Raw genomic sequence first — 23,721 nt, 5'->3', positions numbered from 1 at the left:
CTAGTGGTTCATCACAGTGGTTTTGACTCTTTGGCGGCAACTGGATAGGCGCGACCGAGTTTGGCGCGGGCTTTGTCGGTTGTGAACATCCATTTGATGCGGTCTCGCGCCTTGTTTCGCTGCCGTTGCCATGCTGCGATTTCTTTTCGAAGCCTTTTGGGATCGTCGATGCGACGGCCGAGACACTGGCGCTGCAGCACGCTGATCTCGCACTCGACCATATTGAGCCAGCTGGCGTGTTTCGGGGTGTAGTGGAACTCGAGGCGGCGCAGGATGCGACGGGCCTCGGCAGGCGCAAATGCCTGATATAGCGCGCCGGCCGTATGAATCGACAGATTGTCCTGCACCACACGGATGCAGGCGGCATTGGGATAGTGGACGTCGACGAGTTCGCGCATGCAGTGCGCGTAGTCGACCGCGGCGCGGTGGTCTGTAACCTTGACATTGCGCCAGCCGCGATGCGGATCGAAGGTGACGAAGAGATTGACGGTACCGTTGCGGCGATATTCGTAATCGTAGCGCTCGCGCTGTCCCGGTTGGGCAGGGATCGGCTGGCGTACCTCGCCGATCAGCTGGACTGGGGTCTCGTCGAAGCAAACCAGGGGCCGCTCGGGATCCGGCGCCTCGGCGTAGAGATCGAGCACATCCTCCATCCGGGCGACGTATTCGCCGTCGACATGAGGAATGCACCACATATCCCGGCGCCACGGCTTGAGGTCGTTGTCGGCCAGCCGGCGGCGCACGGTCTCGCCCGACAGGCTGGCGTGATCGGTGAGCTTGACCATCGCGTCGGCCAGCAATGTCAGCGTCCAGCGTTTGCGGCCGGCGGGCGGCTTGGCGCATGCCGTCGCCACCAGCAGGGCCTCTTCCTTGCCTGTCAGCTTGCGTTCCGCGCCCGGACGCGGCTCCTCACTCAAGGCCCGCTCCAGATTGCCTTCTACGAAACGGCGTTTGGTCCGGCCGACGGTGGAAAGGCTGACCCGGACGGTTCGGGCAATCTCCGCGTCGCAGCTGCCTGAATCGGCCGCCAGCACAATCTGAGCCCGTTTGAGTTTGCGGGCGGAATGCGTGCCGCCGCCGAGCATTGCCGTCAGTTCGTCCCGCTCGGCTTGGCTCAATTCGACCCGATAACGTACATTCATGCTTCGCCTCCTTGTCGGAGGCCGGGACGAATCCAGCTATGAGTCAAAAATCAGGCGCGCACTTCACCGAGAAGCAGGGACACTATCTCGCTTTCATCCATACCTACTCGTACATGTTCGGACAGCCGCCCGCCGAGGCCGACATCCAGCGGCATTTCCGCGTCAGCCCGCCGTCAGTCCACCAGATGATCCTCACCCTCGAACGCAACGGGTTCATTCGTCGCCAGCCCGGCGTCGCTCGAAGCATCGAGATCCTCTTGCCACCCGAAAAGTTGCCTATCCTCGGATGGCTCGGTATCAAAACGTCAAAATCACTGTGATGAACCACTAGTTCACCCAGTTGCGTTTTACGGCATCATGCCGCATTTGCAGATCTTCGCGAACAATAAGCAATGGGCCTTCGGCGTTCTGATTTGCCTCATTGTCGCCTACGCCTTCTACAGAGCTGTCGAACTCCCAAGCCATCGTTTGGCTCGTCGGATTCACGACAAAATACTGAATCGATCAAGACAGCTAGTTCAGGATACCAACACAAGCAAAGCCAGTGCCACAGCTATTGGCTGAACCCTTCACTGTGCCGGTTGGAAACCAATCCACAATGGTGGCGGTATCCACGATCGGCATGATTACGAACCTCATATAACGCTTCCAGGTTGATCTTGTTCGAAGCTTTCTTATTGGAGATAAGCTCACCGACGTTGAAGCGGCGACTGGTGCGGAGATACGCGGCTACCTCTTCGAAGGTCCGGATCTCCAGCAATTTGTTAAAAGTCGCTTGCCTCGCGACGAGTGAGGACCCACCTCACTCAGCCTCCCGCCTCCTTGGGACCATAAAAGCTTCTCCCGATGGTGATCGACTAGGCGGAGAAGCCGGATCGCGAAGGACCTTTATGCGGTCAGACCCCGTGGTATCCGCGATACCATTTTACAAACTTGCTGATTCCTTCTTCGGCGCTGGTTGACGGCCGGAAACCGACGTCGCGCATCAGATCGTCGACGTCGGCGTATGTCGCCGGGACGTCGCCGGGCTGCATCGGAAGCATTTCCTTCGCTGCAACACGACCGAGTTCCTTCTCGAGCAGGGCAACGACGTCCATGAGCTGCTCGGGCCTGTTGTTCCCGATGTTATAGATCTTCCAGGGGGCGGCGCTGCGTGAGGGATCCGGAGTATCCGTCGGAGCCTGCCGCCCAGGGGCCGGTGGCCGATCGATCAGCCGGACGATGGCCTCCACGACGTCGTCGACGTAAGTGAAGTCGCGCGACATCTGCCCATGATTGAACAGCTTGATGGGCCTGCCCTCCACGATCGCCTTTGCGAAGATGAACATCGCCATATCGGGCCGCCCCCACGGTCCGTACACCGTGAAAAACCGCAGGCCCGTGGTCGGCAGGGAAAAGAGATGGCTGTACGCATGCGCCATCAGCTCATTTGCCTTCTTGGAGGCCGCGTAGAGGCTGATCGGGTGATCGACGTTGTCGTGGACCGAGAACGGCAGCTTCGTGTTCGAGCCATACACAGAGGATGACGAAGCATAGAGAAGATGCCGACATTGCGTGTGCCGACAGCCCTCAAGGATGTTCATGAAGCCTTGCAGGTTCGCGTCGACGTAAGCGTGCGGATTCTCCAGAGAATATCGCACGCCGGCCTGAGCCGCCAAATGCACGACGTGGGAAAAGCGGGATTCGGAAAAGAATGGAGCGATTGCATCGCGATTGGCGAGATCCATCCTGACGAAGCGGAAGGATGGAAACTCCTGCAGCACACGAAGGCGCGCTTCCTTCAGCGTGGGATCATAATAGTCATTGACGATATCGAGACCAACGACCTCCCGACCGGCCGACGCAAGCCGATGCGCGACGTGAAAACCTATGAAGCCGGCGGCGCCGGTCACCAGAATCTTTTGATCAGTCATCGCACCCGTTACCTGCTCAGGACCTAAAGTCGCCAGAGTTCTATCTCGGCCGGCTTGCTCGCCCGATCCAGCCGGGACTTGACGTCCAGGACCAGACCCTGCCCCTCCTTCAGGAGCGTCTGCAAGAATGGCCAGCCCAGATTGACGAAAGTGTCGTGCGCCACGGCGAGCACGACCGCGTCGGCCGGCTGCTGCTCCTTGTGATCGGAGAGCTCAATCCCATACTCGTGGAGCGCCTCGACGCGGTCCGCCCAGGGATCGCTGATCTGAACTTTGATGCCGAACGATTCCAGTTCACGGACGATGTCGACGACCTTGGAGTTGCGCAAGTCCGGCACGTTCTCCTTGAACGTCACGCCGAGCACCGTGACGACCCCGCCGCGGGATCCCCTCTTCAGAAGACGCCGAATGCACTCTCGCGCAATCCGTGCGCCCATGTCGTCATTGATGCGCCGCCCCGCAAGGATGACTTGAGGATGGTATTTCGCCATCTCGGCGCGATGGGTCAGATAATAGGGGTCGACCCCAATGCAGTGTCCTCCGACCAGGCCGGGCTGAAACGGGAGAAAATTCCACTTCGTGCGGGCAGCCGCCAGCACGTCGCCGGTATCGAGATCGAGCGCGTGAAAGATCTGCGAGAGCTCGTTCATGAAGGCGATGTTGAGATCGCGCTGCGTGTTCTCGATCACCTTTGCCGCTTCGGCGACCTTGATCGAAGGCGCCTGGTAGATGCCTGCCTTGACGACCGCGCCATAGACGTCGGCGACGATCCTGAGCGATTCGGCATCCTGGGCAGACACCACCTTCTGGATAGTCTCGAAGCGATGTTCCTTGTCGCCGGGATTGATCCGCTCAGGCGAGTATCCGACATGGAAATCGACGCCCGCCTTGAGTCCGGAGGCACGCTCGAGAACCGGCACGCATTCCTCTTCGGTCGCGCCGGGATAGACCGTTGACTCGTAAACGACGATGTCTCCCTTCTTCAAGGCGCCACCGACCGACTTGGATGCGCTCAACAGCGCACGCAGGTCAGGCTTGTTTGCGCCGTCAATCGGCGTTGGAACCGTGACGATGAAGAAGTCCGCCACGGCCAGGTCTGCCGGCCGGTCCGTGTATTCGATCCGTGCGGCATTCAGATCGGCCGCCTCGATTTCGCGCGTACGGTCTTGACCTCGGCGCAACTCGGCGATCCGCTCCGCGCTGATGTCGAATCCGATGACCCGATACCCGGCGCGACCAAACGCCACCGCCACTGGAAGCCCGACGTAGCCAAGGCCTATGACACCAATGTTTCGGATAGTTGGCAAACCTGTCCGCTCCCGCCAGAACTGCGCTGCAACGTCTCGTTAGCTAGGAAGCCCCCCTGTTGCAATCCCCTATCTTTCGGCGATGGGCTTCGCCCAAGCCGCTAGCTCTTGAGGCGGTCCATCTTTAAAGCTAGCTATGGTAGCGCAAATCGCGGTTCGGAAGTCAGCTCGCCATGTCCAAAAAGGCCCTTATTTTCGGAATCTCCGGACAGGACGGCTCGTTGCTGGCCGCGCATCTACTCAAGCGCGGCTATGCGATCCATGGAACGTCCCGCGACAAGGAGTTAGGCATCTTCGCGAACCTGCAGCGGCTGGGTATCCGCGATCGGGTGACGCTCCACTCCGTGGATCCTGCCGACTTCGGCAGTGTCCTGCGCGTCATTTCCGACACGACTCCCGACGAGATCTACAATCTCGCAAGTCAATCTTCCGTCGGCCTGTCATTTGACCAACCGGTCCAGACGCTGGAATCCACCATTTTCAGTGCTCATAATATCGTCGATTCTGTCTATCGGCTGAAATTGAGTTCCCGCGTTTACAACGCGTGCTCGAGTGAATGCTTCGGCAATACCGACTTGCCCGCCGACGAATCCACCCCGTTCGGTCCGCGAAGCCCTTATGGCGTCGGAAAGGCCGCGGCATTTTGGACGGTGGCAAATTACAGAGACGCGCACGGGCTGTTTGCGTGCTCGGGGTTGTTGTTCAACCATGACTCGCCGTTGCGTCCGCAGCGCTTTGTCACCCGCAAGATCGTCGCGGGCGCTGCCGACATCGCCGAAAAGAAGACCGACAGCCTGCGAATTGGGAACCTGCATATCTCCCGGGACTTTGGCTGGGCGCCGGAATATGTTGAAGCCATGGCGATGATGCTCAGGGCCGACGCGCCCGAGGACTTCGTGATCGCAACAGGACAAACCAACACGCTCGAGAGCTTCGTCCGCGAGGCATTCAACTATTTCGGGCTCGATTGGGAAAAACACATCGACTTCGACGAAAGCCTGCTTCGTCCGATCGACCTCAAGTGCAATTCCGCCAACCCTGCCAAGGCGAAGCGGATGCTCGGCTGGGAAGCAAAGATCTTCATGAAGGACGTCGTCAGGCTGCTGGCGGACGGCGAACTCGAATACCGCCGCGAAGCCAAGAGGCCATAGCGCTTCGTTGGTCCCGGTCTGCCAGTCTTAGCGAGAACCCAGGAATGCGCGCGCGGTGCGGCGCAATTCCTCGTCGACGCTGAAGGGCGGTCTCCAATCGAGCATCGTGCGGACCTTCTGACTGTCGACGCAGAGCGAGAGACAGAGCCGCTGCGCCAGTGCCCGCTGCCCCGCCAATGCGGCCACGCCCTCCAACAGACGGGCGGGAACGGGCAGCAGACGGGCTTTGGTGTCGAGAGCCGCCGCCAACCTTTTCAGAAGCTCGGGTGTCGACAAGTCCTCGCCGTCGCTGGCCATGAAGACCTCTCCGGCAGCCGCTGGGTGTTGCAAGCAGGTGCAGATCAGATCGACCATGTTGCCGACACCGATCAGACTGCGGCGGTTTTCGATGCGGCCAAGCGGCAGCGGGACTCCGCGCCGCAACCAGCGCATCATCGACAGAAAATTCGCACGCACGCCCGGCCCATAGACCAGGGGCGGCCGCAGGATGACGACCTGCATCCCGCTCGCGCGACTGAGCTCGAGCAGGCCGTGTTCGGCTTCGAGCTTCGAGAGTCCGTACGGGTCTTGCGGACGCGGCGTTGCGGTTTCGACGAAGGGTGCGTCGGCGGCAGTGAATTCGCCGCACACCTTGACCGAACTGAGAAACACGAAGCGGCGAACACCGGCAGCTGCGGCCTTCCGCGCAAGAGACAACGTCCCGTCCACATTGACGCGGCGATAGGCTTCGAGCGCATTTGCGCTGCTCTCGCGCATGACATGCACCCGCGCCCCCAGATGCGCAACGGTGTCACATCCCGATACCGCAGATGTCCAATCGAAGGGCCCTTCGAGATCGACGTTCTCGGCAATTTCGATCCCGGCCGGCAAGCCTGCGCGATTGCGATGGACGGCCGCGCGAAGAGGAATTCCGTCGGCGTTAAGTCGACGGACCAGATGCCCGCCGACGAACCCCGAGGCGCCGACGACAAGAACCTTCATTGCGCCAGAAGCTCTGAATAGATCGCAAGCGTCTGGGCGACGACGATCTCTTGGGAGAATTCCGCCTGGACCAGCTTTCGGCCCTGCGCGCCCATGAGCCTGCGTTGCTCCGGGTTTGCCAGCAACTGCGCGATCGCCTCGGCGAGCCGGCCGACGTCGCCCGCCGGGACGAGCATGCCGTTGGTGCCATCGGTCACGATCTCCCGGCAGCCCGGCACATCATAGGTGACGATGGGACATTCGCCGGCGGCGGCCTCGATCAGGGTCTTGGGTATTCCCTCCCCGTACGTCGTCGGAAGACAGACGATCGCCGCCTCGCGGATGATCTCCGGGATGTTGTCGCGATGTCCCCACCACTCGACGAGGCCATCCTCGTGGTACTGCCGGAGAACGGCTTCAGGAATGGAGTGCGGATTTTCAGGGTCGGGCGCGCCGGCAAGGACGAACCGCGCAGCGACGTTCTTGTCCCGCAGCCGCGCAGCGGCGCGCACAAAATCCTCTACACCCTTCTCCTTGATCATCCGCGACGCCAGCAGCACGATGGGCGGAGAACTTTCCCGGCGCACTTGCGAAAACTGCGCGAGATCGACCCCCGATCCCTTGACGAGGCGTATCTTGTCCGGCGTGACGCCGATCTCATCGGCCAAGACGCGCGCATCATCCCGGTTCTGGACAATCGTCAACGCCTGCCGCTGGCTCAGCGCGAACCTGAGCAGCGGCGCGATCACGCGGCGGAGCGTCTGCGCATAGACCGCCTTGGACGCGAAAACGAACCCCAGTCCCGCGACGTTGTTGACGATTGCAGCCACGCCCGCGAGCCGCGCCGCGATCGAACCGTACAGGACGGGCTTCATCGCCACGTGATGAACGATGCTCGGGCGATGGCTTCGGTAGAGCTTCACCAGTTCAGCGATGCTCGCCAGCTCGTGGAGCGGATTTCGGCCGGAGCGCCGCATGCGCTCCAGGCCGATCGGCATGAAGCCTTCGCCGGCGATGGCATCGGCCTTTTCGCCGAGCCGCGTCGCCACCAGCACCTCGTAACCGGCGGCCAGCGCCGCGCGGGCGATCGGCAGGCGGTGGGAGACGAAGTACCAGTCCTCTGTCACGACGAACAGCAACCGCTTCCGGGCGGGAACGGCGGAGGCCTCCCTCACGCCGGCCTCATGATCACGCGGATCTCGCAAACCATGAAGTCCTCATCCGCGAACGGCCGAAACTGCGGCGCCATCTGATCGCGAGGCAGCGGCAGGTCCGGCCATCGCTGCTCCGAGAGCACCTCGACGCTGAAGCCGACTGCTTTCATCAGGTCGATCATTTCCCGCGGACGGATGCGATTGGTGTAGAAGCCCGAGGTTCGGAAGGCCTGGGTTTCCCAGACGTCGTCGCCGAAGCGTAGGTTGTTCAGGCCACCTCCGAGGTGATCGCGAAAATCGATGCTGTGAACGCCGATCCCGCCGGGAGCAATGACCCGGCGCAATTCCTTCATCAGGGCCGGAAATTCATCGCGGTAGATGTGCTCGAGGACGACCTGGGACCAGATGAAATCGACCGACTGGTCCGGGATTGTCGCGAGCGAACGCGTACCTTCCGTCAGATAGACGACGTCGTACTCCTTCATCGCATCCTGAAGGGTCACCGACTTCAGCGGCGCAACGGCTCGCCCACGCGAGGCAAGCAGTGCGAGAAGCTCGCGGCATCCGGAGATGTCGGTTTCTGCAAACGGCCCCGCATCCGCAAGCCAGGCCTTTTCAGCACCGAAGGCGCGCGCGACGAAGCCCGACAGCACGGAATCCCCCGGTCCAAGCTCGAGGGAACGAAACTTCGCAGGAAGTTGCCCGTGCTCCACGGCGGACTGGAAATGGCTCTCGAAGGCGGAGATCGCGCGCTCCGGCACCATCATCTCGCCGTGGCGGAACAGTCCGAGGCGTTTCCAGAGCGCGTAAGGGACAGGCAGGCGCGCGAGCCCGAGCTTGATGCCCAGCTTGGCCCACCATGGCACGTAGGAACTCAGACCCATTGCCGTGCCCGCTCAAGCCACAGGTCGAACATCAGGACGGTCCAGAGCTGGCCGCCGCGGTTCACCCGGCCGATCTGGTGCTGCAGCCAGTTGTCGCCGATGGCTTTGCGATCGAAAAATTCGTCGCCCCCGGAGGACAGCCAATCCGAGGCCCAGCTCTTCAGCGGACCACGCAACCAGCTATCGATCGGAATGCCGAAGCCCATCTTGGGACGTTCGAACAGCTCACGCGGCACATAACGCTCCAGCAAACGCCGGAGAATATATTTTCCAGTATGGTTCCTGAACTTCATCGAGATGGGAATTTCCCAGGCGAACTCGACCAGGCGGTGATCCAGCAGCGGCACGCGCGCCTCGAGCCCGACGCGCATGCTTGCCCGATCGACCTTGGTCAGGATGTCGTCCACGAGATACGTCGACATGTCCCAGGCCATTTGCTCCGCGGTGGCGGGAACGTCGGGCGCCAGCGCCGGCGGCGCGGGTCTCGCAAGCGCGACACCGTCAGACGAGAGCAACACGGTTTCCGGGTTGGCCCATTGCGACACCAGCCTGCTCTGCAGCTCGTACAAGGTCGAGGATGCGAGCACGGATGCGACCTTGTGGATCTTCTGCCCCGGCAGCGCGGGCTGCAGGTGGGGCGGCAGGACGCAGCTCAGCGCACGAAACGCGGCATCCCAGCTCGCAGGCGATGCCGAGGACAATCCGGATGCAGCCATGCGACGCAATGCATGGGGGATCCTGGTCAGACGTTTCCAGTAATCGGAGACGAACAGATAACGGTTGTAGCCGCCGAACAATTCGTCGCCACCGTCACCGGACAGCGCAACCGTCACCTGCTGTCGCGCGAGTTTCGAGACGAGATAGCTCGGTATCTGCGAGATATCCGCGAAGGGCTCGTCATAGATGTCGGGGAGCGAGGGAATGACGGCCATCGCATCGGCATCCGAGACGTAGAGCTCGGTGTGGTCGGTCTGAAGGTGCTTTGCGACCTCGGCGGCGTGCTTGGCTTCGTTGTAGCTCGGATCGTCAAAGCCGATCGAGAAAGTGTTGGTGGCCGCTCCGCCCACGGCTTGCATGATGGCCGTGACCGAGCTGGAATCGATGCCACCGGACAGGAACGCCCCGAGCGGCACATCGGAGATCATGTGCTCGGCGACGATGCCGCGCAGGCGCTGATCGAGCTCTTCCAGCACCTCCTCTTCGTTCGCCCGCGGCCTCGACATGCCGCGCGCGACGACCTCCGGGATCGACCAATAGGCTCTCGGCTCGCTTGCATGCCCGTCGCGAAACCTGAGCGTAGTCGCTGCGGGCAGCTTGTAGACGCCCTCAAAAATGCTGAAGGGCGCCGGAACGTAGCCGAGACGCAGGAATTCAGACAGGGCCGGCAGTGAAATCGGAGGGAGCTCGCCACGCTGCACCACGATCGGGCGCAGCTCCGAGGCGAAGACGAGCGTTCCGTTCACAACGCTATAGTACAGCGGCTTGATGCCGAGCCGATCGCGCGCGAGCACGAGGGTGCGTTCGCGCCCGTCCCAGACGGCCAGTGCAAACATGCCGGCACACCGCGAGAGCGTCTCATCGATGCCCCAATGCTCGAAGCCGGCAACGACAACCTCGGTATCCGAGTGACCATTGAAGTGATGGCCCTTGGCCTCGAGCTCGCGGCGCAGGTCGCGGTAATTGTAGATTTCGCCGTTGTAGGTCAGCGCATAGCGGCCGGATGCGGAGATCATCGGCTGCGCGCCGGCGGACGACAGATCGATGATCGAAAGCCGGCGATGCCCAAGCCCGGCGCGGCCGTCCTCGCTGATCCAGTGGCCGTCACCGTCCGGGCCGCGATGCGCAAGCGCATCTGTCATCCGACCCAGGATCTGGCGATCGATCCGGCCTGCCTTGCTGCCCGCAATTCCGATGATGCCACACATTATCGCGCTTCGGGCTTCCGGCGTGGAGTGATCGACGTGAGAATGGACGCGAACTTCGCAGCGATGGCCGACCAGGACAACTCGCTCATGGCGTGGGTCTTCGCCGCCACCCCGCAACGCAGCCGCAAAGCCTCGTCTTCGACGAGCCGGCTGAGTGCGACAGCAAGCGCGGCCGGCGTCGAATCCGCCGCGACCAGACCGGTCTGCTCGTGCAGGACCTGCTCGGCAAGCCCGCCGACCGGTGTCACGACGGCCGGAATTCCGGCCGCGCCCGACGTCGCGAGCACGGCGGACTGGCTCGCCCCGCGATACGGCGCAACGACGATATCGATCCCCTCGAAGACCTCGCCGACATCCTCTTCGGGGATCCATCGGTTATCAACGAAGACGTCCTCGAGCCCGGCGATCCGCGCCCGATACGGCTCGATATCTCCCGGGCCGATGATGCGAAGCCCGACATCCTTGCCCTCGCGCTTCATGATCTTGTAGGCGTCAAGAAGGATATCCAGTCCCTTGTAGGGCAACAGGCGTCCGAAAAAGAGCAATTGGATCTTGCGCCCGGTTCGCGCGGGAGCCTGGCTTCTGGTCTCGGCATAGGGGAAGACCCCCAGCGGGGCGATCCACACCCGTTCGGCAGGAAAGCTGTTGTTCGTCGTAACCGATTTCTGGGTGTACTCGGTCAGCGCAACGATGCCGTCGCTTGCGGCGATTTCGGTGTCCAGCATCCATTTGCGGATGGCGACGTCGTCGCCGGCGTGCGGCTTTGGATCATGCAGGACGAACACGTAAGCAACGTTCCGCGGCTTGCGCCACAAGGTCGGAACGTTCCACAGATGGCTCATGGTGCAGACCACCACGGAGATGTCGTGCTCGCGCACGTAACGCCAAAATCGATGTCGAACGATCGGAACGCGTAGCAGTGCAAGGATGGCCGACGAGACGTTCGTGTAGGTGTCGACGTGATAACCCGGCAGCCCAAGCGCGTCGAAATCGGCAATGATGTCCCCCTGCCGTGAGAGCGACAGATGCAGTTCGAGCTCAGGATGCTTCCTGAGCTCGCGCACCAGCTCATAGGTATACCTTACGCCGCCGCCCCGCCGTCCCCAATGCCAGATCAGCACCTTGCGGGGCGTTGCGGCCGACGACTTCGGTTCCATCAAGCCGATTTGTCCTGACAATGCCTCAATCACAGCAACATCATACCGCCACGCAGCGGACCCCGAAAGACGGACATTTAGCAATACCCTACACAATGGTTGTGGTGCCAGCCCCCTTGACCCAGGGGCCGGCATCCCCGCGGAGCCTCAATATTCGACCCTGGGCCTCGTGTCGATGAAGAGCTTTGGATCAGCGATGGAGGGATGGGCCGACTGGCCCCCTGCAACGGTCAGGTGGCCGCTTTATGCAGACCTGAGTTTCCACCAGGCACGGCGAACCCCCGTCAGGATGACAACAAGAATGCTCGGCAAGTTGTGCTTCCGCAAGACCCGGTCGAATTCGTTCATCGAGACATCGAGATTTGTCGCCGAAACGCCGGATTGTCGCATCACCGTCATTTCAACCTCGATATGGTTGGCGGGGTAGCGGTCCAGAAGACGCAAAATCAGGTCATGGTCAGCCGCAATTCGAAAGCTCGAATCGTAGAGACCGGCCGTCCGGTACTGTTCTGCCGAGACCACCAAGGACGGGTGCGGAAGAAAGGCCGAGATGTACAATGGCCACTTTCGGAACCGGTAACTCTGCCGAACTCGACTGCCGTCGGCATTCAATCGAATTAGATCGGCGTAATTGAGTGCATTGGGCGCGAGTAGCGGTACGATCTTCTCCAACACGTTGTTCGACGCGTAGAAGTCATCGGAATTCAACAAATGTATCCAGCGCCCACTGGACATCGCGATGCCCTTGTTCATCGCATCGTAGATGCCGCGGTCCGGCTCCGAAATCCATCTGATGCTGCTGCCGTATTCCTTGAGGATTTCAATCGTGCCATCGGTCGAGCCGCCGTCGACAATGATGTGCTCGAGATCGCGGAAGGTCTGCTGACGCACGCTCTCCAGCGTGTCCCGCAAGGTGGCGGCGCTGTTATAGGTCGCGGTCACAACCGACAGCAACGGAACATGCGCGTCATCGTGGGAAGCCGCCTCATCCACCCCGCTTGATATCATGTCACAGTCAACTCGCACTCAATTGGCCTGAGCATACTACGTATTCTTTTCAAACTCTGGGTGCGAAGTTCCCTCCAACAGTCGGGATCTTTGCCCGGTGATGGAGTTCGCAGCTGCCGCCGAAGCGAGGATGAGGATCACAGAATAATACCCCCACCACTGAGGGACATACGTACCGTTTGCGACTGAGGAGGCCCCGTAAGACAGAAAACAAAGCCAGATCGTGATCGCATGCGGGTCCGACCTAGAAAAGGAGCGCACAAATAGCCGCGCTGCAAGCCACACGAAGAACGTACAGCAAAGAATGAAGCCCAATATCCCGGTGTCGATCAACAAGTTCAGGATGGTGGTATGAGGGGACGGATATCCGCTCAGGACATATCCTGCGACACCGGAACCGTAGCCAAACAGCAAGTTCAGTATAGTCACAATCTTCGCTGGAAGAAGGCTGGCAAGCGGCGCAATATACAGGGTAGCGCTCTGATCCGGCACGTACAATGAGTTCGCCAACGGATTCTGCCCCAGTATCGGCAGAGCATCGAGGGCAGACTGTATCAAGCCAGTTCGGTCACTAACGTCGAAAAATCTTCCCTTGATGCTCATCGTAGCGGCGGTCGCATCTCCAAACATCGTGCGGACGGCTGCCGGAAAGGACTCGAAATAAAAGCCCACGTAAAAGGCCGCGGCAGTGGATGGCAAGATCATGAGCGCGCTCCGCCGCGTCGTAGCCTTAAGGAAAAGACTTAGGATGATTCCGATCATCACAACCCGGGCCGTTCGGCTGCCCGTAATTACGACCAGCCACGGCGCCATCTGCAGATAGAACCAACCAACCCGTGTTCTGATGATACTGCCTCCCCAACGCATCCACAGTAGCACCAACGGCAAAACCGCGACAAAAAACATCCCGAGATTGACCGGCCCCGGCATCGTCGACTTGTAGCGATCATAATACGCCAGACCAAAGAGGGTGTCGGCGCCCTCCTCGAACGGGAGGCTTAACAGAAGCGGAAGCGCAAACACCGCGATCACACTTTGCCCAATAGCTCCCCACGCGAGACCCTCAACCAAACTCTCGACAGTCTCCCATCGCGACTTGCTGGCACAACTGACGCTTACAATCATGACCGCGAGGGCCGAGAAGAAGATCAGAAAAGATATTCCCACCTTCAATTGCCAGACGCTCTGGTAAAGGAGGAAATTGACGATTACCGACATCCCGCACACGGCAATATAGCCCGCGTAGATGCGCGCAAAATTCGATGGACGCTCCTTTGGACGGAACATCGCCCAGTGCAAAACCACGGCAGCTGCGCTCAGGATGATCAGAAAGTGCGCGTTATCCCGCACGAACGGGATCGTAGGAACTTCCGGCAAAATCCCCACGGTCGAGCCCAATCCGAGCAGCCAGAAGCGATCCTTCCGGACCAGGAAGAAAGAAAGCGCAGGAATTACGAACGCAGCAAAAAAGGCCAGCCTGATCCAAAGCGGGACCGAATTGTCGAGCACTTCTCCCGACGCCGATTTGACAACGAAACCGGATCGCACCGCCGCCCAAGCCACGCTGACACAAAACAGCCAAATGGTGAGGGACAACTTCTCGGCGAGACTTGCGGATACGGCGCGCCGCGACGCGGCGAAGATTGTCGAGGCGAAGGATCCTGGCGTCGCGCCGACCACCCATTCCCGCGGCTCGCTTCTAAGATCTCGCCCTGTCATGCTTTCATTTCGCCGAATCTCGCATTGCGAAGTGGCCCCACAATTGGCGTTTGCTGCCATTTCAGGTAAACGTAGCAACACCAAAGCAGCGGCGACAAATCCTCGGTTCCAGCCTGATGCCGGTCTGCGAAACGCCTTATCGCGCCGACATCCAAGACATTTTGGGCCGCAGATAAGTCCAATAACTCGTCCCGCATCCGTCCATATCTCATCCACTTGCGGATTGGCAACAAAAAGCCCTGCTTCCGGCGTCCCAAGACTTCATGAGGAAGCAAGTCGCCAAAAGCCTCGCGAAGCAGATGCTTGCGGCGCCCATTTGCTATCAGGTAGCTTGCGGGCAGATTTAAGACGAACTCGACCAAGCCAGAATCTAGATATGGGAGGCGAACCTCAAGGCTGTGCTGCATGCTCGCAAGATCGACCTTCTTGAGCATGTCAGCGGGCAGATTGAATTCGATGTCGGTCACAAGAAGGTCGCGCAGAGACCTGATAGGACGCTCGGGAATCGGGAGGTGCTCGCCTCCGCGCTCCGACACGCCAAGTTCGTCGAGTTGCATTGAACTGGCATAAGAACGCCACGAAAGATATTCTTCAGTGGCAGAACATCGAAGGTGTTTGTGAAACAACGCAGCACCGCGTAGCAGTGGATTTCCGATTGCAACAGGATTACTAACCGCGGGGACTCGCGTGAGCACCGTCTTGAGCCAGGACGGCATGCGCGCGCTCCACTGCATGGCGGAGTATGTTCCGTAGCCAGCGAAGATTTCATCCGCGCCGTCGCCGCCGAGAACGACCTTTTCTCGAACGTGCGAACAGACGAAAGCTGTCGGAATCAGCGATGCATCAGCATAGGGCTCGCCAAGCAACGCAAGGGTCTGGTCCGTAAAATCTGCGAGCGCCTCTTCCGTGACATTAATGATTTGATGGTCAAGGTTTGGATAGCGCTTTGCGACTAGGCGCGCGTAACCGGATTCGTCGAATTCGGGATCGTTCGGAAATGCGACGGAATAGGCCTTCACAGCCTTCGCGCCGGTCTGGCTCGCGAGGCTCGCAACCACCGATGAATCCAGCCCACCGCTCAGAAAAGTTGATACTGGAACGTCAGAAGCCAGGATTCGATCTTCAACAGCCTTAGTCAGCCGCTTCCTTAGCTCGAGCTTTGCGCTCTCGAAGGACGTCTGTGATTTCGACTGCAGCCTCATCAGGCGAGCCGGAAGATCGTAGTATCGGCCCGTCCTGGTTTCCCAACCGTTCGCGTCAAATTCAAGCCAGCAACCTGGCTCAAGTTGGCGCGCGCCCGAGAACGGAGCGATTGGCGCGGGCAGGTATGAAAAGCGGAAGTAAAGCGGCAACGCCGAATCGTCGACCCGGAAGCGCCCAGGGCCCGCGAGCGCTTCCATTGCTCGAAATTCTGACCCGAACGCAAAGAGCGAGGCATCCTGGAAATACTGAAGTGGCTTTTCGCCGAACTTGTCGCGCGCCAGAACAAGCTTTCGCGCTTGCGCATCCCAGATGGCAAACGCGAACATCCCCTCAAGGTGCTCGAGGCACGAGATGCCATCCAGACCGAACGCCTTGAGCACGACCTCGGTGTCGGAGTCTGTGGAGAACGACACGCCTCGCCTCTGCAGTGCGGCCCGAACGTCGCGATAGTTGTAGATCTCTCCATTGTAGATCACGGACAGGGTACCACTTCGCATTGGCTGGTTCGAGCGCGAGTCAAGGTCGATGATGCTCAGCCTGCGATGCCCGAGGAAGACCCCATCGTCAATTTCAATCCCCTCGGCATCTGGTCCGCGATGCGTCAGCCCACGAAGGGCCTCTCGCGCCCTTGCCTCATCAACCCCGGCGCCATCGCGCCATATTCCGCCGAGCAAACCGCACATGCGTCAACTCCCCAACAGCTCACGGTATAGAGCGTGATACCGGGCACGATTCGCAGCAATCGAATATTCATCCTGTGCGCGCTGCCTTGCCCTCTCTCCCATGACCGAGCGAACATTTCGATCATCAATCAGCAATGCCAATTTCCTTGCCATCTCGTCCCTGTCGCGCGCAACGACGAAACCTGTCTCACCATTGCGATGGCATTCGCTGACGCCGGGAGCATCGACGACGACGCTCGGCACCCCAAGAGCCATTGCCTCGAGAACGGAGTTGCTCATACCCTCCATTCTGGAAGCGTGCACGAAGATGTCACTATTGGCCATACGACAAATAATATCTGTCACGTGCCCGATTAGGTGCACCTTGCCGGCTACCCCAAGCTGTTCGGCGCGTTCGATCAGATTTTGGCGTTCGGGTCCGTCACCCGCGATCACAAACTCCAGATTTGGCCACCGTTGAACCAGTTTCTTAAATACATCGAGCAGGAACGCGTGCTCCTTGTCCTTGATCAGCCGGGCAGACGAAATGAGTCTCAGTGGATCGTCAGAACGCCGTCTCTCACATCCCTTTGTCATTTCGCGTAAACGTTCCAAGTCGATGCCATTCTCGAGAGCGACGACCTTGCGTTTTCCGGCGAGCGGCTTCAGCGAGTCCGCAGATGCGATGGATACACCTGCGATGATTTCGAACGGCCAGTAAAGCCATTTGAAGACTGGATGCGACCCCGCACGCGATTTTGTTCCCCGGTGGATGTACACGAAATGGATGTTGCGCATGAGGCACGCCGATAACCAGCAGGCTACCGCTGCCTGCAATCCATGAACGATGCAAATGCGGTGACGTCCGGACATCATCAGGTACAAAATGCGCAACTGCAATACCGGCGCGAGCACAGCAAGAAGCAGAAGTTCAACAGCCAGGTTAGGGAACACCGACGCACGCAATCCGAGTACCGTTTTCAGGTGCAGTCCACTGATGCGCGAGAAATATGCGGTGCAGGCCGGATTGTTATACAGCGAGTAAAACGTGTTTTTGTAAATCGAGCCCGTTTCGGCAGCAAATAGCTGCGCGAGCTGCCGTTCACCGCCGCTCACACCGTAAGTTCGCAACACGTGCGCCACCGAGATTGTCATGTGTTTGACGGTGTCCCTGCAACCAGTTTCGAAAACGTCTCAACCGCTCTCCGTGCCGTCGTCATCCTTCTTGCGCAAAAGAGTTGTTCTCGCACGCAGCGGAGGCCGTCCGTTGGGGTTGGCAAGAGTTGAATTGTCAAGCACGGCTCTCCGCGACCTCGCGAAAAAGCTCGATATAGCGCTCTCCACACTTCAGCAAATCGAAATTCCGTCGAGCGAATGCGCCGGCATTACTCCTCATGTGACCATCCTCGAGCCGGTCAAGAATGTAAGCGATTCCACGCGCCAAACCCTCACTATCACCGGCCGGCGCCAGATATCCGTGGCTCTCATGTTCGACCGCGTCCGGAATGCCGCCTGCCGCAAACCCTGCGACCGGCGTGCCACATGCGATGGCCTCCAGAACAACATTGGGCAGATTGTCTTCGAGAAATGGCGCGACGAGCACGTCGGCAGCTGAATAAACGTTGGCCAAAGTATCCTGATTATCGATCCGTCCCAAATGGCACACCGGAAATCGCGAGATCTGCGCCGCTCGATTTGCCTCGTCGCTGCCGAACGTGACCAGAGTCAATTGATGATTACTCGATGCGGCGAGCCTCTCCAGTGCGATGCGAAGTTGAGCATAGCCCTTTCGAGGGTCCGTGGTTGCGCCAAGCGCACCAAAGACAACAAAATGTCCACCTGCCGGCAGATTGAGCCGAGCCCGCGCCGCCAATCGGTCGCGGGGATAGAACACCGTAAGGTCTGCTCCGGTTGGAATGTGCTCAATGCGCATTCCCCCGAACAGGTGAGAGCGCCGCGCCAAATCCGCGATCCATCGGCTCGGCGCAACGACCGTCAAATCCAGATTGCGATACCCATCCTCACGCAATCTGATCCCAGACCTGGAAAGGTCATCATCCGAATTGCTGCCAAGTTGCGGGCAAGACCCACATGCCCGCTCAAACCCGACGCATGTGCCAGGATAGTGGCATCCACCGCTGAACGGCCAGATATCGGACAGTCGCCAAACCATCGGCTTCTTTATGGCCTGAAGATTGCCGGCGCTGAGAAAACCGCCGGCAATCCAGTGGAGGCACACCACGTCGGCGCGCGACAGCAAACGGGTGTCCAGGCGACCATAGCTGAAGCGCATTGGCGAAAACGGCGTGCCCATCCGATTTGGGTATTGCCGTAGGCTCCTCGCGTTGAAATAGGCCGCGACGTCGCTGACGAAATTTCCCACGCCCGGCAAGTGTGCCGGCACCACCGTGGCGTCATTAAGGTGCTTCCTACCGCAGTGGAGGATTGACTCCACTCCGGCACGCAGAAGATTGCTGTGAAGGCGATACGCGGCCTTATTCGCTCCGCCTTCGCTGTCGGACTGGGCCAGGTGCACGACGCACAGCCGCTCGACCATCATGTCAGGCGCCCGCAGGCCTGCCGCAGTATGACCATCCAAGCAGAAATAACGTGGTCGCCGAAAGCCAATCTTCGTCCCCTTTTACCGCCTCATTAGCTCGCGAGGATTCCGCCGGCGGGGCAATGATCTCGACCATAGTGGTAGCCGGCCCATTGCCCGGGCCCGAGATGCGCGCAGATGACGCACAAGATCGGGCTCTAATAAGATCATATCGCCGGATGCTCCGCCCAGGTCACTAAGAAGCACCGCTATGCGGAGCGAGATAATCTATCTGCTCATAGGCCTCTGCCCAATCGGCGAACGCATCAAGATCGCCATTTTTCTGGATATCATCATCGGCCCCGACGAGTGGCACAAGATTTTGGAACAGTGGATCACGAACGTTCGGACCGATCTCCGTCCTGAAACTCTTGTAGACCCACGGGCGCCTAACAAACAGCGCGTGAGCATGAACTCTGGCAACATGCACTTTCTCGGGATCCAAACGGTGCACGTTCTCAAGCCTTCCAAGCGCATCCAAGTAGCTTTCGCGAGAGGAATGATCCTCCGTGAAACCGAAACCCGAATAGCGGCCTGTTCCCGCAGTCAGAACCGGTACACCAAAGCAAGGCAGCTCATATCCGATACTTCCGCGGACTGTGATCCCGGCGTCAGCCATACGGAACAGAGAGAGCGTACTAAACCGCGTATCGGCCGGAAGCAACTTTACGTGGTCCGGCAGATCGCCAACGCTCTCTCGGATGAGGCGCACCTCACCATACTCTCCTGACGCGCCTGAAAGCTTTCGTTTCCATATGTTGGCCGGATGAAGCTTGATGAGCCAGTTCATTCGAGGATTAGCGGCAGCAGCTTTTACGGTTTGAGCAAACCAGTCGCCGTAATTCTCGAATATGTCCTTGCCGTAGAACAAATTCGCGTCCCACAGCACATGGGAGAACAGTACTGCAACCGGCTTTCCATCGAGACCAAGCTCCTGCCGGATCTCAGCGCGGGTCACATCGACCGTTCCCGGCTGATTGCGTGCCTGAATTTTCCACACGCCTCCGTACCGCTTGCTGAACTCCTCGTCGAGTTCAACCTCCTGCTGAGCTCCCCACGGTTCCTTCAGGAGCCGTTCGAGCGTCTCTCGGGTGATCGAATTTGGGTGAATGCGGCGGGTTTCCCGCGTGAGCCTTTTATGAACAAGCGCATCGTCACGCGAAGGTTGAATGAAGTGAATCGTCGGGATTCCCATATTGATCGCGACATCGACGAACGGACCAAGCGTATGGTAGTTCGGTTCATTGACGATGATGAGTGAGGGCCGCTGTTCCGACAGACATTTCTCAGCAGCGTGCACGAAACCAACAGATTCCTTCAACTGCTCGATGATAGCATTGCGAATTTCAGGCTTTCGTGGATCGGGTGCGCCGTCGAATCCGCGGCGCGAGACTGACGAGAGCAACTGCGGCCCTATCCACGCATCCCTGTACCGCCATTCCATGACCGACTGAAACTCCATCGGCATGTCCCTGCGACGCCGCGCCTCCGCGGCCGCCGCTTCGCGCGTATCCTTGACGTTAACCAACTTCTCGAACGCAAGAAAATCATCAATGCCGAAAGCTTGATAAAGACGTTGTGCGTGAGTGTAGATGCTTGATGTCAATACCTTGACCCGCCACCCCCTACGGCGCAGCGCCAGCGCCAGCATACACTCCTGCTTCGCGCCATAGATATTGTTTGTCATGCTCAGTACAAGGACGGTTGGGGCACTGGCTTGAGGCGCCGGCAACTCGCGTGTGAAGGCCATACTGGCGACGCTTCTATCGACATCGTCGCGCAGGCGCCGATAGTCCGCGGCGTTCACCACCCGCTCCCTAAGATCGGCGAGCCCTGCGGCAAACGGACTACGGCGTAGATATCGCACGATTGCGTTCATCGAACGTAGCCCGTCCGCAACAGATGATCGGCGAGCCGAAGCTCTTCCGGCGTGTCGACATCGAGAGAGGACAACTCGTCCATTTCGTAGCCGACGATGGTTTCTCCATAGAGCAAGCCGGCGTCGAGCACTGAGCTGCGGACGATCAGCACGGCTGGCCCGTTCCGAGCAAAGAGACGCTCCTTCTCTTGCCGCGTGGTCCTTCCGATGCCTCCTCCGAAATAGGGTGATAGAAGCCCATCGTTCTCCCGCATCTGCCCTTCGGGGACGAAGCGATGCGGCACGCTCACCACGCTCACCAGTGTATGCGCCTGGGTCTCGCGGAATTTTGCAACACTCTCGCGCACATGGTGCGCACGGCGAAACGGTGAGGTCGGTTGCAGCAGCACGATCGCCTCGATCGCCTCTCCCGCCCGGCGCAATTCGGCAAGACAATGCTGCATGACCCCCAGCATCAATGCAGAGTCTCCCGCGAGGTCCGCAGGTCTGAGAAAAGGCACGTCAAGCCCCAGCGCACACCCGGCCTCAGCAATCTCTTGATCATCCGTCGAAAGTACCGCGCGATCAATGACACCAGAATGCAGCGCAGCCTCTGCCGTCCAGTCCAGCAAGGAACGTCCCCCGCATAGCGCAAGGTTCTTACGAGGTATGCCTTTCGAACCACCGCGGGCGGGTATGACGGCCACAAGGCTCATTCGGTATCTGCCTCGTCGATGCCAGCCCGTCTCACGCTCAGTACGTGATGCATTTCTGGATTTCCACCTGCTCGGCGGCCAGAACGTTGGCGATCCTGGGGCCAGCCGTTCCGTCGCCGTAAATCGGATTCATCGCGTAGCGACCGTGCTCGACCTGCCTCGCGATAGCATTTGAGATTTGCTTCTTGTCATAGCTGATTTCGATCACGTTATCGCCGCGATCACGCATGTTTTGCCGGGAACCGATATTCACAACGGGTGTGCCGATGTACGCCCCTTCTCTTATCCCGCTGCTCGAATTTCCGACGAGACATGCTGTCGAGTGCATGAGGTTGACGTAAACGTCGATGGGCAGGTTCTTGAAGAAGTGCATGCGATCGTCGAGCTTCCGCTCGCGCCACTTCCGGATACCGCGCGAGATGTCGTCAGAGCCCGCATCGGCATTCGGCCACAGCACAACCGCGGCCAGACCCTGCTCGCGCACCGCTTCCAAAGTCATTGTGATTTGCGCCTCACCATCACCATACTCGGTCGTAACCGGATGCTGGGATACGAGTGCAAACGGCTCATCGATTGAGAAGCGCTGACCGACACCGTCATCAAAGAGCCTATCGAAGATATTTTCGATCGGATTCTTCAGAATATCGGCAACCAGATCGATGCGCGGACAGCCGACCATGTGGACATGTTCCGGCCGCTCGCCAAGCTTGATGATGCGCTCCCGTGCACCCTTGCTTGCCGGAAAGTGGATATGCGCGAACTTCGTCACCGCATGACGAATGCTTTCGTCGATAGTGCCGCTCACCTCGCCGCCCATGGTGTGGGCCACGGGTATGTTCATGTAGGCAGCGGCCAGGGTTGTTGCCATCGTCTCGAAGCGATCCCCGACGGTCAGCACCACGTCGGGAGCGAGTTGTTCGAACAAGGTTGGCAGTTCGAGCAGGCCGAGGCCCGTGGACTTGGCCATGGTCGCCGGCGTCTCTCCCTCGATCAGCATCGTCACTCGAGCATGAGGGGTAAAGCCATCCTTCTCGATCAAATTGACGACGGAGCCATAGCGATCGAGCACGGCCGATGCGGCCACGATCAATTGCAACTCGAGAGCTGGATGCTGCTGAATGGCGCGCATCGCCGATTTGATTGAACTGTAGTTCGCGCGCGAGCCGACAACCACGCAAATCTTCTTCTTGCTCACGCAAAATCCTCCTCGCCGAACTTGTGATCCCGCGGCAGGGACCTCACCAAGCGCCGGCCAATAAACTCCCGGTATCGGGCGGCGGGAATACCGTCTCCGGGCTTCTTGAACGCGAAGTGATGCTGCTGAATTACTGTGCCCTCGGCGATATTTGCGGCAGCGACAATGCTCTTCTCGAAGATCCGCTTCATCTCCAACACAGAGGACAAGTCATCCTTCTCGATCGGAGCAGCCATCATGCGCCCGGTGAATTTCAGCTCGTCGCAGAGAAGCCGGAACTGATCCGGCTCCATGCTGTGCTTGGCATCACTGCCATACATCAATTTGGAGAAGGTGAAGTGCTTCTCGACCACGGTGGCACCGAGCGCAACGGCGGCAATCGCAGCGGCAAAGCCCAACGTATGATCCGAAAATCCGACAGGAACGTCATAGCGTTCGCGCATTTTCAGCATGACATTAAGGCCGACCTGCTCTGGTGGACAAGGGTAGACCGACGTGCATTGAAGCAAGGTCAGCGCGCAGGACGACCGAAGTGCCGCAACCGCGGCGTCTAATTCGTGCCAGTTACTCATACCGGACGAGAGCAATACCGGCTTCCGCGTCCGCGCAATATATTCCATCAACGGCAAATTGCTCACTTCGCCGGAAGGAATCTTGTACGCACTGACACCAACACGCTCCAGCAGGTCGACTGCTTCGAGAGAAAACGGTGAAGACAGGAAATCGACTTTTCGTCTCTTAGCCAGCTCCGCAAGTCGTCCCCATTGATCAACGGAAAAGCCCGTTCGCCTAAAATATTCCGCGCGCGGCTCGGCGGAAAAATACGACGGCGAAGGCGCATCCAACAGTGTCTCGGCTTCGGCAATGTGAGTCTGGAATTTGACCGCATCCGCGCCGCAGTCGGCCGCCACTTCCAGCAGACGACACGCATTTCCGAACGATCCATCGTGGACGGATCCGATTTCTGCGATCACATATGGTATTTGACGGCCGGCAGTCATGGCGCAAGCTTTCGAAACAAAAGATGAACGCGGGAGCGGCCTCGACATACCGAACTATTGGGTCACAATCAAGCGAGGCACGGCGCCCGACTGAGCTGTTCTTCTGGCCGGTTCGAGTAGACAGTTCCCCGCCGGTTTCAGAGATGTTGCGGCTCGCCTGCTTAGCG

General features: G+C 59.4%; 20 protein-coding genes. 2 read left to right on the top strand and 18 right to left on the bottom strand.

The features are described 5' to 3' along the window. Positions 1 to 11: 11 nt before the first annotated feature. Positions 12 to 1,142 (bottom strand): IS630 family transposase, encoded by a 1,131-nt coding sequence (locus AXW67_RS07550; protein ID WP_063675747.1) that lies wholly within the window; start codon positions 1,140 to 1,142, stop codon positions 12 to 14. Positions 1,143 to 1,180: 38 nt separating this feature from the next. Between AXW67_RS07550 and AXW67_RS07545 the strand changes: the two genes are divergently transcribed. Then, entirely contained in the window at positions 1,181 to 1,462 is a 282-nt protein-coding gene (locus AXW67_RS07545; protein ID WP_063675745.1) for a LexA family protein, read from the top strand. A 7-nt stretch (positions 1,463 to 1,469) separates the two neighbouring features. Here AXW67_RS07545 and AXW67_RS42665 read toward each other — a convergent pair whose 3' ends face one another. The 3 genes from AXW67_RS42665 to AXW67_RS07535 all read right to left on the bottom strand — a co-directional run bounded on the left by AXW67_RS42665 (position 1,470) and on the right by AXW67_RS07535 (position 4,353). After that, entirely contained in the window at positions 1,470 to 1,607 is a 138-nt protein-coding gene (locus tag AXW67_RS42665; protein WP_161491237.1) for a hypothetical protein, read from the bottom strand. Between the two features lie 431 nt (positions 1,608 to 2,038). After that, entirely contained in the window at positions 2,039 to 3,055 is a 1,017-nt protein-coding gene (locus tag AXW67_RS07540; RefSeq protein ID WP_027555995.1) for an NAD-dependent epimerase, read from the bottom strand. A 23-nt stretch (positions 3,056 to 3,078) separates the two neighbouring features. After that, positions 3,079 to 4,353, bottom strand: a complete 1,275-nt coding sequence (locus AXW67_RS07535; RefSeq protein WP_082907819.1) for a nucleotide sugar dehydrogenase — start codon at positions 4,351 to 4,353, stop codon at positions 3,079 to 3,081. Positions 4,354 to 4,535: 182 nt separating this feature from the next. Between AXW67_RS07535 and AXW67_RS07530 the strand changes: the two genes are divergently transcribed. Beyond that, positions 4,536 to 5,513, top strand: coding sequence for a GDP-mannose 4,6-dehydratase (locus tag AXW67_RS07530; RefSeq protein ID WP_063677345.1), 978 nt, complete (start codon positions 4,536 to 4,538; stop codon positions 5,511 to 5,513). Positions 5,514 to 5,540: 27 nt separating this feature from the next. Here the strand turns inward: AXW67_RS07530 and AXW67_RS07525 are convergent, their stop codons facing one another. The 14 genes from AXW67_RS07525 to AXW67_RS07460 form a co-directional block, all read right to left on the bottom strand. Continuing rightward, positions 5,541 to 6,494, bottom strand: coding sequence for a UDP-glucose 4-epimerase family protein (locus AXW67_RS07525; RefSeq protein WP_063677344.1), 954 nt, complete (start codon positions 6,492 to 6,494; stop codon positions 5,541 to 5,543). Next, entirely contained in the window at positions 6,491 to 7,612 is a 1,122-nt protein-coding gene (locus AXW67_RS07520; protein WP_082907818.1) for a glycosyltransferase family 4 protein, read from the bottom strand. The genes AXW67_RS07525 and AXW67_RS07520 overlap by 4 nt, the downstream gene beginning before the upstream one ends. Positions 7,613 to 7,644: 32 nt before the next feature. Beyond that, on the bottom strand, positions 7,645 to 8,511 hold the full coding sequence (locus tag AXW67_RS07515; protein ID WP_063677342.1) for a class I SAM-dependent methyltransferase: 867 nt from the start codon (positions 8,509 to 8,511) through the stop codon (positions 7,645 to 7,647). Further along, on the bottom strand, positions 8,502 to 10,436 hold the full coding sequence (gene asnB / locus AXW67_RS07510; RefSeq protein WP_063677341.1) for an asparagine synthase (glutamine-hydrolyzing): 1,935 nt from the start codon (positions 10,434 to 10,436) through the stop codon (positions 8,502 to 8,504). The genes AXW67_RS07515 and asnB (AXW67_RS07510) overlap by 10 nt, the downstream gene beginning before the upstream one ends. Then, positions 10,436 to 11,728, bottom strand: a complete 1,293-nt coding sequence (locus AXW67_RS07505) for a glycosyltransferase family 4 protein (protein WP_082907817.1) — start codon at positions 11,726 to 11,728, stop codon at positions 10,436 to 10,438. The genes asnB (AXW67_RS07510) and AXW67_RS07505 overlap by 1 nt, the downstream gene beginning before the upstream one ends. 108 nt (positions 11,729 to 11,836) lie before the next feature. After that, positions 11,837 to 12,586, bottom strand: a complete 750-nt coding sequence (locus AXW67_RS07500; RefSeq protein WP_245315459.1) for a glycosyltransferase family 2 protein — start codon at positions 12,584 to 12,586, stop codon at positions 11,837 to 11,839. A gap of 51 nt (positions 12,587 to 12,637) precedes the next feature. Next, entirely contained in the window at positions 12,638 to 14,320 is a 1,683-nt protein-coding gene (locus tag AXW67_RS07495; RefSeq protein ID WP_063677338.1) for a hypothetical protein, read from the bottom strand. After that, on the bottom strand, positions 14,317 to 16,206 hold the full coding sequence (gene asnB / locus AXW67_RS07490; RefSeq protein ID WP_063677337.1) for an asparagine synthase (glutamine-hydrolyzing): 1,890 nt from the start codon (positions 16,204 to 16,206) through the stop codon (positions 14,317 to 14,319). Before asnB (AXW67_RS07490) ends, AXW67_RS07495 begins: the two co-directional genes overlap by 4 nt. A gap of 3 nt (positions 16,207 to 16,209) precedes the next feature. Continuing rightward, complete coding sequence (locus tag AXW67_RS07485) at positions 16,210 to 17,340, bottom strand: glycosyltransferase family 4 protein (RefSeq protein ID WP_063677336.1); 1,131 nt, start codon at positions 17,338 to 17,340, stop codon at positions 16,210 to 16,212. Positions 17,341 to 17,476: 136 nt separating this feature from the next. Beyond that, positions 17,477 to 18,745: a glycosyltransferase gene (locus AXW67_RS07480; RefSeq protein WP_082907816.1), complete on the bottom strand. Its 1,269-nt coding sequence runs from the start codon at positions 18,743 to 18,745 to the stop codon at positions 17,477 to 17,479. Between the two features lie 235 nt (positions 18,746 to 18,980). Continuing rightward, positions 18,981 to 20,663, bottom strand: a complete 1,683-nt coding sequence (locus tag AXW67_RS07475; protein WP_063677335.1) for a hypothetical protein — start codon at positions 20,661 to 20,663, stop codon at positions 18,981 to 18,983. Beyond that, complete coding sequence (locus AXW67_RS07470) at positions 20,660 to 21,358, bottom strand: acylneuraminate cytidylyltransferase family protein (RefSeq protein WP_082907815.1); 699 nt, start codon at positions 21,356 to 21,358, stop codon at positions 20,660 to 20,662. Before AXW67_RS07470 ends, AXW67_RS07475 begins: the two co-directional genes overlap by 4 nt. A 37-nt stretch (positions 21,359 to 21,395) precedes the next feature. Then, the gene (neuC, locus tag AXW67_RS07465) at positions 21,396 to 22,553 is read right to left on the bottom strand and encodes a UDP-N-acetylglucosamine 2-epimerase (protein WP_063677333.1); all 1,158 of its coding nucleotides are present in this window, start codon (positions 22,551 to 22,553) and stop codon (positions 21,396 to 21,398) included. Beyond that, positions 22,550 to 23,554 (bottom strand): N-acetylneuraminate synthase family protein, encoded by a 1,005-nt coding sequence (locus tag AXW67_RS07460; protein ID WP_063677332.1) that lies wholly within the window; start codon positions 23,552 to 23,554, stop codon positions 22,550 to 22,552. The genes neuC and AXW67_RS07460 overlap by 4 nt, the downstream gene beginning before the upstream one ends. Positions 23,555 to 23,721 lie beyond the last annotated feature (167 nt).

Source organism: Bradyrhizobium neotropicale (assembly GCF_001641695.1).
Taxonomy (GTDB): domain Bacteria; phylum Pseudomonadota; class Alphaproteobacteria; order Rhizobiales; family Xanthobacteraceae; genus Bradyrhizobium; species Bradyrhizobium neotropicale.
Note: the sequence above shows the minus strand (reverse complement) of the source record. Positions and strands in the feature narration are given on the sequence as shown.

Bases quoted from the DNA above. Each gene is read 5' to 3' on its own strand.
- AXW67_RS07525 (WP_063677344.1), bottom strand. From the start codon at position 6,494: ATGAAGGTTCTTGTCGTCGGCGCCTCGGGGTTCGTCGGCGGGCATCTG.
- AXW67_RS07540 (WP_027555995.1), bottom strand. From the start codon at position 3,055: ATGACTGATCAAAAGATTCTGGTGACCGGCGCCGCCGGCTTCATAGGT.
- AXW67_RS07460 (WP_063677332.1), bottom strand. From the start codon at position 23,554: ATGACTGCCGGCCGTCAAATACCATATGTGATCGCAGAAATCGGATCC.
- AXW67_RS07495 (WP_063677338.1), bottom strand. From the start codon at position 14,320: ATGACAGGGCGAGATCTTAGAAGCGAGCCGCGGGAATGGGTGGTCGGC.
- AXW67_RS07550 (WP_063675747.1), bottom strand. From the start codon at position 1,142: ATGAATGTACGTTATCGGGTCGAATTGAGCCAAGCCGAGCGGGACGAA.
- AXW67_RS07485 (WP_063677336.1), bottom strand. From the start codon at position 17,340: ATGACAATCTCGGTGGCGCACGTGTTGCGAACTTACGGTGTGAGCGGC.
- AXW67_RS07515 (WP_063677342.1), bottom strand. From the start codon at position 8,511: ATGGGTCTGAGTTCCTACGTGCCATGGTGGGCCAAGCTGGGCATCAAG.
- AXW67_RS07545 (WP_063675745.1), top strand. From the start codon at position 1,181: ATGAGTCAAAAATCAGGCGCGCACTTCACCGAGAAGCAGGGACACTAT.
- AXW67_RS07505 (WP_082907817.1), bottom strand. From the start codon at position 11,728: ATGCCGGCCCCTGGGTCAAGGGGGCTGGCACCACAACCATTGTGTAGG.
- AXW67_RS07480 (WP_082907816.1), bottom strand. From the start codon at position 18,745: ATGATGGTCGAGCGGCTGTGCGTCGTGCACCTGGCCCAGTCCGACAGC.
- asnB (WP_063677341.1), bottom strand. From the start codon at position 10,436: ATGTGTGGCATCATCGGAATTGCGGGCAGCAAGGCAGGCCGGATCGAT.
- asnB (WP_063677337.1), bottom strand. From the start codon at position 16,206: ATGTGCGGTTTGCTCGGCGGAATATGGCGCGATGGCGCCGGGGTTGAT.
- AXW67_RS07530 (WP_063677345.1), top strand. From the start codon at position 4,536: ATGTCCAAAAAGGCCCTTATTTTCGGAATCTCCGGACAGGACGGCTCG.
- AXW67_RS42665 (WP_161491237.1), bottom strand. From the start codon at position 1,607: ATGGCTTGGGAGTTCGACAGCTCTGTAGAAGGCGTAGGCGACAATGAG.
- AXW67_RS07475 (WP_063677335.1), bottom strand. From the start codon at position 20,663: ATGAACGCAATCGTGCGATATCTACGCCGTAGTCCGTTTGCCGCAGGG.
- AXW67_RS07470 (WP_082907815.1), bottom strand. From the start codon at position 21,358: ATGAGCCTTGTGGCCGTCATACCCGCCCGCGGTGGTTCGAAAGGCATA.